General features: G+C 69.2%; 8 protein-coding genes and 1 pseudogene. 6 read left to right on the top strand and 3 right to left on the bottom strand.

All coding sequences use genetic code 11. From position 1 onward, the window contains the following. Nucleotides 1-151: 151 nt before the first annotated feature. A complete protein-coding gene (locus tag ACFWJX_RS33080) occupies nt 152-3427 on the bottom strand; it encodes a LamG-like jellyroll fold domain-containing protein (protein ID WP_383250005.1) in 3276 nt (1091 codons plus the stop codon). A gap of 673 nt (nt 3428-4100) precedes the next feature. On the opposite strand from ACFWJX_RS33080, the gene ACFWJX_RS33085 reads away from it, so the two are divergent. From ACFWJX_RS33085 to ACFWJX_RS33100, 4 genes are all read left to right on the top strand, one after another. After that, entirely contained in the window at nt 4101-5105 is a 1005-nt protein-coding gene (locus ACFWJX_RS33085) for a TIGR03885 family FMN-dependent LLM class oxidoreductase (RefSeq protein WP_383250006.1), read from the top strand. Further along, nucleotides 5096-6796, top strand: a complete 1701-nt coding sequence (locus ACFWJX_RS33090) for an alpha-amylase family protein (RefSeq protein WP_383250007.1) — start codon at nt 5096-5098, stop codon at nt 6794-6796. The genes ACFWJX_RS33085 and ACFWJX_RS33090 overlap by 10 nt, the downstream gene beginning before the upstream one ends. A 274-nt stretch (nt 6797-7070) precedes the next feature. Further along, on the top strand, nt 7071-7571 hold the full coding sequence (locus ACFWJX_RS33095) for a hypothetical protein (RefSeq protein ID WP_383250008.1): 501 nt from the start codon (nt 7071-7073) through the stop codon (nt 7569-7571). A gap of 246 nt (nt 7572-7817) precedes the next feature. After that, the gene (locus ACFWJX_RS33100) at nt 7818-8741 is read left to right on the top strand and encodes a hypothetical protein (protein WP_383250009.1); all 924 of its coding nucleotides are present in this window, start codon (nt 7818-7820) and stop codon (nt 8739-8741) included. 199 nt (nt 8742-8940) lie between these two features. On the opposite strand, the gene ACFWJX_RS33105 is transcribed toward ACFWJX_RS33100, so the two are convergent. Further along, a complete protein-coding gene (locus ACFWJX_RS33105; RefSeq protein WP_383250010.1) occupies nt 8941-9375 on the bottom strand; it encodes a hypothetical protein in 435 nt (144 codons plus the stop codon). 84 nt (nt 9376-9459) lie between these two features. Between ACFWJX_RS33105 and ACFWJX_RS33110 the strand changes: the two genes are divergently transcribed. Continuing rightward, a complete protein-coding gene (locus tag ACFWJX_RS33110; RefSeq protein WP_383250032.1) occupies nt 9460-10140 on the top strand; it encodes a helix-turn-helix transcriptional regulator in 681 nt (226 codons plus the stop codon). Between the two features lie 122 nt (nt 10141-10262). Here ACFWJX_RS33110 and ACFWJX_RS33115 read toward each other — a convergent pair. Next, a pseudogene (locus ACFWJX_RS33115) lies at nt 10263-10401 on the bottom strand (RNA-guided endonuclease TnpB family protein); the annotation flags it as partial. 489 nt (nt 10402-10890) lie between these two features. Here ACFWJX_RS33115 and ACFWJX_RS33120 point away from each other — a divergent pair. Next, nucleotides 10891-11559, top strand: a complete 669-nt coding sequence (locus ACFWJX_RS33120) for an endonuclease/exonuclease/phosphatase family protein (RefSeq protein WP_383250011.1) — start codon at nt 10891-10893, stop codon at nt 11557-11559. Nucleotides 11560-11660: the final 101 nt, after the last annotated feature.

Raw genomic sequence — 11660 nt, forward strand, 5'->3', positions numbered from 1 at the left:
ACCACACCCCCGCGGTGTTCCGCGACCACCCCCCGTGGCCGGGGGCGGCCCCGGGGGCGCCGTCCCCCCTGACTCGACCAAACGACCAGGGCCCGCTCTGCTCGGTCGACCCCCCCCCCCTCCCCCGGGACCGTGTCGTACGTACTGCCTGCTACGGCTTCTCCCCGGTGTAGAGGCCGCTCACCTCCTGTGCGGTGAGTGCCCGGTCGAAGGCGTGGACCTCGTCGACCGCGCCGTTCCAGAAGTCGACGTTCGCGCCGTCCCAGTGGGCGCGGCCCACGGTCAGCGGGCCGCTGCTCGGATAGGCGGCCCCACCCGGGGCCGTCGCGGTGAGCTTGCCGTCGAGGTACAGCTGGATCTGGTTGCTCGTAGCGTCGCGGACGCCGACGAGGTGGTACCAGCGGCCGGTCTCCGCGGCGGTGGCTACCTGGGCGCGGCGCTCACCGGGTGTGCTGAAGGCGAAGTTGCCGTGGCCGTACTGGAGGTAGAACGCGTTGGCCGTCGCCCGGGAGTCCTGGCTGACCGCGGTGGCGTAGTTGTCGGGAATCCGGTCGAGCCGGACCCAGGCGGACACCGAGTAGTCGTCGGCTGTGTCGAGTACCGGTCCGGCGGTCTCGGCGTACTGCTTCTGGCCGTCGAACCTGAGCGCGCTGCCGCTGACACCGGGGGTCCAGGAAGCGCCCTCGCGGAGCGTGAGGGGGCGGTCGTTGGGTCCGTCGTTCTCGACGGTGGTGCCGGTTCCCTCGTCCATGGCCCAGTGCCCGCCGCCCGTCAGGGGCTTGTGCGCACCGGCGGCGGCGCCGGCGTCGATCACCTTGCGGTTGATCTCCCTCACCCGCGTGGGGTCGACCTTGATGTCGCGGCGGTCGTAGGTGTACAGGCCGTTGAGTTCGTTCTCCAGGTCGGTGATCTGGGTGTACACCGAGCCGGACAGTTCGGCGCCGGCCTGGGCGAGGTAGAACTGCTCGGTGTTCTCGACGTACTTGCGGGTCAGCTCCTCCTTCGTGGTGACGCCGCTGTAGATCACGGTCGGGGCGCCCGGCCACATGTGGCCCGGGGTGCGCAGGGTGAAGCCGCCGTGCTCGCCGTCCATGGCGGCCCGCTGGTCGTCGGGAAAGGCCGGGTCGGTGTTGTTGTAGTCGTGGTGGTCGATGATGTCACCCTTGCCGGAATCACCCTTGCTGTTGCAGCAGTTGACTCCGCTGTGGGCGTTGACGACGCGGGAGGGGTCGGCGGCCTTGACGGACTCGGCTATCCGGCCGGTTTCCTCGCGGTTCCACTCACCCCAGCCCTCGTTGAAGACGATCCAGCTGATGACGGAGGGCGAGTTGTGGTGCTGGCGCATCATCTCCCTGCCCTGGTCGACGAACGCCTTCTGGCCCGTCTCATTGGTGATGTCACCGGAGACGAAGTCCTGCCAGACGAGCAGGCCGAGCTTGTCGGCGTGGTGGAACCAGCGCGCCGGTTCCACCTTGATGTGCTTGCGGACGGCGTTGAAGCCGAGCTTCTTGTGTGCCTCGAGGTCGAAGGCGAGGGCCTCGTCACTGGGCGCGGTGTACAGGCCGTCGGGCCAGAAACCCTGGTCGAGCGTGGCGAGGGAGAAGACCGGCTCGCCGTTGAGGACGAGCTTGTTGTAACCGCCGACCTTCTCGATGCCCACCTCGCGCATGCCGAAGTAGCTGGTGATCCTGTCGGTGGATCTGCCGTCGGTGAGCTTGACGTCGAGGTCGTACAGGTAGGGGTCGTCGGGGCTCCACAGGTGCTGCTTCGCCACAGGCAGGCTGAGTTGCTCGTTGGCCGCCCCGGTGACCCTGCCGACGACCTTGCCGCGGGCGTCGCGGGCGACGGCCTCGACACGGGCGGTGGGGGAGGCGTCGTCCGAGTCGACGGTCACGGCGAGGGTGCCGGTGTCGATGTCCGGTGTGGTGACGATGTCGTCGATCGAGGCGGCGGCGACGGGTTCCATCCACACGGTCTGCCAGATGCCGGAGGTCTGCGTGTAGAAGATGCCGCCGGGGTTTCTGGACTGCTTGCCCATCGGCTGGTTCGCGCCGCCGGTGTCGGTGACCGCGACCACGATCTCCTGCCTGCCGGTGCCCCTGAGCGCGTCGGTGATGTCGGCGCTGAACGCGTTGTAGCCGCCGGTGTGTTCGGCGACCTTCGTGCCGTTGACGTAGACCCGGGCCTGGTAGTCCACGGCGCCGAAGTTGAGCTTGAGCCGGTTGGCCTGGCTGCTCCTGCCCACCTTCCAGCTCTTGGGTACGTCGACGAGCCTGCGGTAGACCATGTGGTCCTCGTGCCGTTCCAGCCCGGACAGCTGCGACTCGACCGGGAACGGCACGATGATCTTCTCGTCGAGGTTCTTGCCGAAGACCGGCTCCTCGCCCTGCTCGGCGGCGCTGAACTGCCACGGGCCGTTGAGGTTCTTCCAGTTGCTTCGCACCTGCTGCGGGCGCGGGTACTCCGGCAGCGGATGCTTCGTGTCGAGTTCGTCGCCCCACTTGGTGGTGAGGCGGTGGGTGGAGACGTTCTCGGCGTAGCGGATGAGCTTCGGCACGCTCGTGCCGCCGGCCGTCAGGCCGCCCTCGCCGTCGTAGGAGACCCTGACCAGCTGGTTCTTCTGGATCGGCTCGGAGAGGGCGACGAGCAGGGAGTTGGCGTCACCGGGATAGGCCGCGACCGACTTGACGGGCATGGCGGTGGTGTCGGCCTCGATCTCCAGGTGGTCCCTGACCGCCTGGAGGTTGCCGACCTTGCCGTCGAAACGGAGGCGCAGGCGCCGCCCGTCCTGGGCGACGGTCGGCTCCACCGGGTACACCTCGAAGTCGGCCGGTGGGGTGAACGCCGACATCGGCACGAGCTGCTTCGACCGCGTCGGCGTCGACCAGCGCAGGAACATGTTGGCTCCGCCGGTGTCCTGGAACATCTCAAGGCGGAAGTCGTGCTTCTCACCGGCGGTCAGTTTGACCGGGGCGCTGGTCTGCTCGCGGTCCCAGTCGCCCACCCAGTGGTCGATGACCGGCTCGCCGTCGATGTAGAGCCGGAAGCCGTTGTCGCCGATGGCGTAGAAGGTGTAGTCACCGGTGGCGGGTGCCTCCATCTGTCCCGTCCACCGGGCGGTCGTGTGTTCCGTCCTGCCGGTCAACTCCTCGAAGGTGCCGGTCAGTCCGGAGAAGTTGATCTGCGGATCGAGCAGCGTGCCGCCGAGTTCGGCGAAGTCCCGGGCACCGGGCGCCGACATGCTGAAGTACTCACCCTTCAGACCGTGCGTCTGGACCGCGGTCTGCTCGGCGGCGGGCGCGGACGTGCTGCTCGGCTGCTCCGCGGCAGTCGCGGTGGGCATCAGCCCGATCGGGGGCAGGACCAGGGCGGCTGCGGTCAGCAGCGCCCACACTCTGGCTCTTGGGCGGGTGCGGTGTCGTGTCATCGAACCTTTCCTCGTTCAGAGGCTGAACCGGGCGCGGTCGGCCCGTGCAGTCTTTTCAACGTTGGAAATCCTGTGACAGCGGTATGACAGCACGGCCTCCATGGGCTGTCCAGACCTCGCGCGCCACTCTGTTGCCTGCCGTCACCAGACGCCGCGGACAGGGCACGGCAGAGGCTCTCGATCGGAGGACGTCCGGACAAGAGAGCGCAAGCCCCTGCCGAAGAGGCGCTTCCACGCGCGGTTCGAAGAGGTGGTGTGACGGAGCGCCGAGAGCATCTGCTCGTAGGTCGCGGCCGCCGTGCGACTCGCGATCAAGCGACCACGCGGCCGTCCGGCGCGACCTCCGGACGGTCGTCCTGCAGTCGGCTGCGACGACAAGTTCCTCCCCGGTGGCCCAGGTGCCCGCGCCGCCCCGTACATGACGCGCCGTGATACGCGTTGCCGGCGTGATCGCTGCTCGGCTGGAGCGGTCACGCCGAGCCGTACGGCCTGGGCCGCGACTACGGGCACACCCGGGCATCGCCCTCGCCCGCACCGGCAAGCCCGCCGACCCGAACGTGCCTGGCGGCCCTGCACCTTCACCACGCGCATCGTGCGCCTCGGCAGCCTGACCGCGCCGGCGTCCGTGTGGTCGGCCCACGGTGAGGGACTGTTCGAGGGGTAGTCGCTTGCCATGACTGTCTACGGATTACACGCCTCGCACGAACAGATCCCGCCCGCGGATCTCCTCGACGCCGTGGTTCGTGCGGAACGGGCAGGCTTCACCGCCGCCATGTGCTCGGACCACTTCTCGCCGTGGAGCGTACGCCAGGGGGAATCCGGCTTCGCCTGGTCATGGCTGGGAGCCGCCCTCCAGGCCACCGACCAGGTGCCGTTCGGTGTGGTGAACGCGCCCGGTCAGCGCTACCACCCCGCAATCGTCGCACAGGCGATCGCCACACTCGCATCCATGAACCCCGCCCGGTTCTGGGCCGCGCTGGGCACCGGAGAAGCCTCCAACGAGCACATCACCGGCGCGGGTTGGCCGCGTAAGGACATGCGTACCGCGCGGCTGCGCGAGTGCGTCGACGTCATCCGGGCGCTGCTGCGAGGAGAGGAGGTCAGCCACGACGGGCTGGTGAGCGTGGACCGGGCCCGGCTGTGGACGCTGCCGTCCGACGTACCGCCGCTGCTCGGAGCCGCATGCAGTGCCGCCACCGCGGCCTGGTGCGCCGAGTGGGCGGACGGCCTGATCACGGTCAACGCCCCGCGGGAACGGCTGCGTGCGATCGCCGGCGCGTACCGTGACTCGGGCGGCCGTGGGCCCCTCCACCTTCAGGTGCACCTGAGCTGGGCACCCGACGAGGACGAAGCGCTCGCGCTGGCCCACGACCAGTGGCGCACCAACGTCCATGCCCCACCGGTCAGTTGGGACCTGGACTCGGCGGCTCTCTTCGACATCGTCAGTGAGCACGTCACTCCCGAGCAGGTGGCCCGCACGGTCGACGTCTCCTCCGACCTGGGTCGGCACACCGCCCGGCTCCAGGAGTACGCCGACCTCGGCTTCGACGCGGTCATGCTGCACCACGTGGGCCGCGAACAGAGCGCGTTCATCGACGCGTTCGGCGCCGAGGTCCTGCCGCAACTCGACGTGACCCGCCCGATCCCCGCCACGGCGAAGGAGTACCGATGCGTCTGACGCGCACGTCCGACCTGTGGTGGAAGAACGCGGTGGTGTACTGCCTGGACGTCGAGACGTACCAGGACGGCAACGGCGACGGGATCGGCGACTTCGCGGGGCTCACGCAGCGCATCGACCACCTGGTGCGGCTCGGCGTGACCTGCGTGTGGCTGATGCCGTTCTACCCGACGCGCGAGCGCGACGACGGCTACGACATCACGGACTTCTACGGGGTAGACCCGCGCCTGGGCACCCTCGGGGACTTCACCGAGTTCGTCCGCACGGCACGTGACCGCGGCATCCGCGTGATCGCCGATCTCGTCGTCAACCACACCTCCGAGGACCACCCTTGGTTCCGGGACGCCCGCTCCGGCCGGGACTCCGCCCACCGCGACTGGTACGTCTGGAAGGACGAGCCCCCCGAGGACGGTCCCCAGGGCGTGGTCTTCCCCGACGCGGAGGACGGCCTGTGGGAGTACGACGAGGCCAGCGGACAGTACTACCTGCACCGTTTCTACAAGCAGCAGCCCGACCTCAATGTCGCCAACCCCGAGGTCCGCGACGAGATTGCCCGCATCCTGGGCTTCTGGACGCAGCTGGGATTGTCCGGTTTCCGGGTCGACGCGGTGCCCTTCCTGCTGGAGACCGACGGGCAGAGCGACGCGGGAGCACTGCCCGACCCGCACGAATACCTTGCCGACCTGCGCGCCTTCCTCGGCCGCCGCAACGGCGAGTCGGTCCTGCTCGGCGAGGTCAACCTCCCCTACGACGGCACCGCCCGCTTCTTCGGCGACCCCTCCTCGGACCGCGGGGACGAACTCACCATGTGCTTCGACTTCGTCGCGATGCAGCAGATGTACCTGTCGATGGCACGCCAGGACGCCCGGCCGCTGGCCGCCGCTCTGCGCGACCGCCCCGCCGCCCCCCGCGACGCGCACTGGGCCATGTTCGTGCGCAACCACGACGAGCTCACTCTGGACAAACTCAGCGACGACGAACGGAGTGAGGTGTTCGCGACCTTCGGTCCGGACAAGGACATGCAACTGTACGACCGAGGGCTGCGCCGCAGGCTGCCCCCGATGGTCGACGGCGACCGGCGCCGCATCGAACTCGCCTACAGCCTGCTGTTCACCCTGCCGGGCACCCCCGTGCTCTTCTACGGAGAGGAACTCGGCATGGGCGAGAACCTGGCCGCCGAGGGACGCCAGGCCGTACGCACACCGATGCAATGGACGCCGGAGAAGGGCGCCGGGTTCTCCACCGCCGAGCCGGACACCTTCCCCAACCCGCTGGTGGACGCCGCGTTCGGCCCCCGAAAGATCAACGTGTACGAGCAGAGCCGCGACCCCGGCTCCCTCCTCAGCCGCATACGCCTGTTCATCGAACGATACCGCGAGGCCCCCGAACTGGCCTGGGGCGACTACCGCTTGGTGGAGACAGGGGAGCGCCCGGTCCTGGCACACGTCTGCAGCGCCGGAGACGGCACGGTGCTGGCCGTACACAATTTCGCGGACCGGCCCGTCACCGTACGGATGGAACTGCGCGAGGCCCGAGCACGAGGGCGGCTGACGGACCTCCTCGACGAAGCACACGCCGGTCTCCAGGCCTCCGACGACGGCAGGTTGCACCTCGACCTGCCCGCCTACGGCTACCGCTGGCTCCGCCTGGGCACTCCGGCGGACGACCCCGAAAGGATCGCTTCCCACTGACCCCTCAGCGCGGTCCGGTGACCGTGCAGGTGATCAGCGTGTCGCTCAGGGCGCAGGTCGCAGGGTCGCGGGTGACCAGTCCCGCGGCCACCGGCTCATGGCCCCGGCCTGTACCGTGCCCACGTCGGTGCTCCCGACAGGGCCGACCGCTCCCAGCGAGACCGGATCCGCTGGGGCAGTCGATGGGTGAGGGAACCGACGGGCACGGCGCGACGTCTGGCACAGCGACCATGTCGTCGGCGGAGTCCGGGAAAGCACGAAAGGCGGCTGGAACGTGTTCGTCCTGCTGATGTACGGCGCCATGCTTGCCGTGCCGCTCTGGGCCATCGCGGTCGTGGTGAAGCTGATATCGGTCGCCGTTCCCGGGCGCCGACCGGACTGGGCCAGGGACCTGCTGCGTTGGAGCGCGGCCATGGCGGCGGCCGGGGCCGTCATCGTCTACACGATCGGTCTCGGTCTGGTCCAGTGGGACGCGAGCGAGGCCGAGTCCGGAGCGGGGTCCTCCCCTGCCGATCCCTGCCGCTCTCTCCCGCCCGGCACACTCGACCAACTCGCCGGGCATGAACCGTCCTACTTCCCGCTGGGTTTCGATTGTCTGTTGGACGGCGGTCGCGTCGTCGCGGCCAGCGGCCCCTACACGACGCTCAACGCGCTGGCCGCCGCCTTCGCCCTGGCAGCGGTGCTGTCGCTGCTCGCGGTGGGGTTCCTGGATGAGTACCGGGCCCGCGCGGAGATGAGGGCCGGGAGGATGGGCGCCGCGGAGGAGCGGGCCTGACGGCGCTGGAGCGTAGAGGCCGTTTGACCGGCTTCAAACGGTCAGTCGGACCAGCAGCGCCGTCGCCGCCACGACGCTCGGGCTTTCGGCGTGGAGAGGCCCGTGAACGGACGACGATCAGGTCGCATGGCTCCACCATCCCGCCCAGGAACGTACGGCCGACCGAGGCGCTCAGTCACACGACTCATCCATCGGGCTGTGTTGTGGTCCGGGAACCGTGGTCGGCCGCCCGGCGTGATCACGGGAATGACGCAGAGGGAGGCAGCGGAGCGCGCGGTAGGACACCTGGCAGCGGTCTGGCTGGTCGGATGTGCCCTGACCCACGTGCAGTTGTACGCGGTGCTCACCGCTTTCTTCACCGACGGACCGGAGTTGTTCGGTGCCGTTGTCACCGGCGTTGTCGTTCTGGCGGTGGCCGTGTTCGCGTGGCTCGGATCTGCCGTCCGCACTGCTGTGCCGCTCATGCACCGGGCGGGCGGACTGTGGGGGTGGGCAGCGTGCGTCTACGCGCTCGGCACCGTCGGCGCGTTCGGGGTCGCCGTGCTGCACTTCGAGACCGATCGCCTGGAGAACGGTCTTCTGCTCTACCCGGCCGGAGGCACCTGCTACGCGCTCGCAGCCGCGCTGTTCCTGCCAAGCCTCCGTGTCAGGATCGGCGCTCTCGGAGCAGCGACTGTCCTCACTGTCGGCGGAACGTACGCCGCCTGGACGGCCGGGCAGCCTCCCACCCTCAGTGAGTGGATCACGGCCAACGGCGTGGACCGTACCCTGCTGCGGGTCGGGGACCCGCCGCCCGGATACGCGCTGAACGTCCTGGGCGCGAGCGAGGACGGCTTCGGTGCCGACTACGAGGGGCCGCACTCCGCGCGGGTACACCTCTACGTGGCACATGCTGGACACGACGCCCGTCGCGTCGACGCCCGCGGTTGCCCGGTTCCCTTCGGGGAACCGATCCGGTGCAGGGACGACGGCGGAGGCCGCCACCTGGTGATTTTCACGGGCAGCTATGAGCGTCAGGAGTTGCGCCTGCGCCGCGACGCGCTGGTCTACACCGTGACCGTGGAGGGCTCCCATACCGATCTTTCCGCCGCCAGGCACATTCTGGCGACGCTCAGACCGGCGACCGACGCGGAGCTCGCCGGTCTGCTGGAGCTACCGATGCGGCGATGAGTTCGGCAAGGCTCCTCCCCTTCCGGGTGCCCGCACTCGGCCCTCCACCTGCTCCCGGATGCCGTGCGGGATGAGCTGCCTTCGCCACTCGTGGGTCCGACCCCTTTGACCGGCTGCGCTCGCGCATCGGCCACCGGTCATGGCGGGCGGCTCCTGGAAGGCCCGCCCGCCGGAGACGACCAGCAGGAGCCGCGTCGGTTCAGTGGTGTCGCTTGCCGTGGTAGCGCTCGGCGAGGCGGGCGAGTGCGACGGCGGCGAGGAGGAGGCCGAAGTCGCGCAGCGCGATGTCGTAGTAGTCGGGGATGGTCAGCAGATCGAGGATGATGCCGGCCAGCCAGCCGGCCACCAACCAGGCTCCGAAGCGGGGGGCGAGGGCCACGCAGATGCCGGCGACGATCTCGATCACGCCCACGGCGTACATGGCCGCCTGGGCGCTGCCGGGGACGAGGTCGTTGATCCACGGCGCGAGGTAGGCGGGCCAGTCCACGAGCAGATTGGCGAACTTGTCCAGCCCGAACAGGATCGGCGCGACCGTGAAGGCGGCGCGCAGGATGACGAACGCCTGATAGCCGGGATCGGCGAGCAGCGCACGCCGCGGGGTGGCAGACGTGGTGCTGGTGGTTGCGGAGGACATGGCGACCTTCCTTCTATCTACAACTCTCATCACTTATAGAAGCGCCGATCTCTTCTTTAGTCAATGGATGTGGGTTTTACACTGGTGTTCGTGGACAACCCGAAGGAAGTACGCGACGCCGATGTCTCCGCTATCGCCGCTCTGGACGAGCCGACACGCAGGAGGCTGTACGAACATGTGGTGCGCCAGCCCGGCCCCGTCAGCCGGGACGAGGCAGCCGCCGCGCTGGGCGTGGCGCGCCAGACCGCGGCGTTCCACCTCGACCGCCTCGCCGATGAAGCCCTGCTCGACGTGGTCTACGAGCGGCGCAGCGGGCGGGTGGGACCGGGCGCGGGCAGGCCGGCCAAGCTGTACCGGCGCTCGACGAAACAGATCGCGATCAGCCTGCCGGACCGGCGTTACGAGCTCGCCGGAAGACTGCTTGCACAGTCGGTAGAGGAATCAGCCGCAACCGGCGAGCCGGTGCAGCAGGTGCTGCACCGCAAGGCCGAGGAGCTGGGCACGCAGCTGGGCGGGCAGGACAGCGCAGATCTCTTCGATCTGCTGGAGCGGTACGGGTTCGAGCCGCGGCACGACGAAGGCACCATTGTGCTGGGGAACTGTCCCTTCCACCTCCTGGCCCGTGAGTACACGCAGACGGTGTGCGGCATGAATCTGCACCTGCTGCGCGGTGTCCTCCACGGTCTGGGCGAGCGCGGGTATTCAGCCTGTCTGTCGCCCAGTCCCGGCCGGTGCTGTGTCCGGTTGGAGTCTGTCCCCTGCTGACTTCCTCCCCTCGTGAACGAGGGGAGTTCCCACGGCCCGGTCATGGGTCGCACCGCACTCGCACGTCCGCGTTCCGTCGCCCCTGGCCTTGCGGGGCAGCTCCCGCCGGGCCGACGCGACCACCTCTTCCGCGTCTTGGAACGCGGATACTTCGCTCGCCCGGCGAAGAAAGTGGGTGAACGCCGTGTCCAGGCGCCGCAGCGTCTGCTGCGACGGCACCGACCACACCTCGCCCAGGAACGCCAACTCCTCGGACTTCCTTCTGTCGGCTGAGCTTGTGGCAGAAGGGCCCTGGCGTCCGTATGCGACGGAACCGTGCGCGCCGGCGCCGACGTCCCCGTACGGGGAACCGGTGATCACGATCGTCTCGCCGGGCGGACCACAGGGTGGGGACGAATGATGGTTACGGTCACTGACGCCCCGCGTGAGGCTGACCGGCGAAGGACACCGGGCCGACGCGGACGAGCTTGGGGGCTGCTGGGCTGTGGCATCGTGCTTGCCGTCCCCGCCGCCCTGCTCGTCGTCCGGTTGACGGGCCTCGACGCGGGTACGCCGCTCGCGATGCCCATGGCGTTCTTTCCCTGTTCGACTGTTCTCGGTGTGCTGGTGCTGGGCGTGACAGTGGCCGTTCCGGCCCTGCGGTCCAGGTGGACCGTGGCTGGCGTTGCGGCTCTGGTGATCGCCCACGTGGTGTTGTTGGCGCCACGGTTCGTCCCTGAGCGTGGGCACGTTCCGGCGGGATCGGTTGGCTTGCGTGTCGCCACCATCAACGCCGATGGCGGCGGTGCCGATCCCCGTGCACTGGTGGAGTTGGTCCGCACCGAGCGGATCGATGTGCTGGCCGTGCAGCAAATGCCGGCAGAAGGTCTGGACGCCCTTGACGAGGCGGGCCTGGGTGCGCTGATGCCGTTCCACGAGCTCCACCCCGAGTACGACTCCTCGATCTACTCGCGGCACCCGCTCTTCCACGGTGGCACGACGCATGTTGACACGGCCTGGCCCCAGACCACCGCCGAGGTCGCAGTCGGCGGGCACAGGGTGCAGTTCGTGGCCGTCCACACCTACTACCCGCTCGGAGACGCGAAGCGCTGGACACGGGACATGATCGCCCTCACCTCCATGGCCCGGACCAGCGGCCCGGACACCGTGTTTCTGGGCGACTTCAACGCCTCCCTCGACCACACCCCGATGCGGGAGCTGCTCGCGGCCGGTCTCACGGACACCCATGCCGAACTCGGCCACGGATGGGCCCGCACATGGCCCGTCGGCCATGCCCTCGTCCCACCTCTGATCCAACTGGACCACGTCTTGCACGGCTCCGGCCTGGCGGGTGTCTCCGTCGATGAGCGCACCGTGCCGGGGACGGACCATCGGGCGGTCGTCGCGGTACTGGCGTTGCTCCCGGCGGGGACCACCTGATCAGGGCCAGTTCCAGCGGGGTGTGGGCAGGGCGACACCGCACCCCTCATCGGATGCCTCCGTGGATACTCCCGCCCTTCGGGACAAGGTCTGCTCCTGTG

It is taken from the genome of Streptomyces sp. NPDC058335 (assembly GCF_042723915.1).
Lineage (GTDB): Bacteria > Actinomycetota > Actinomycetes > Streptomycetales > Streptomycetaceae > Streptomyces.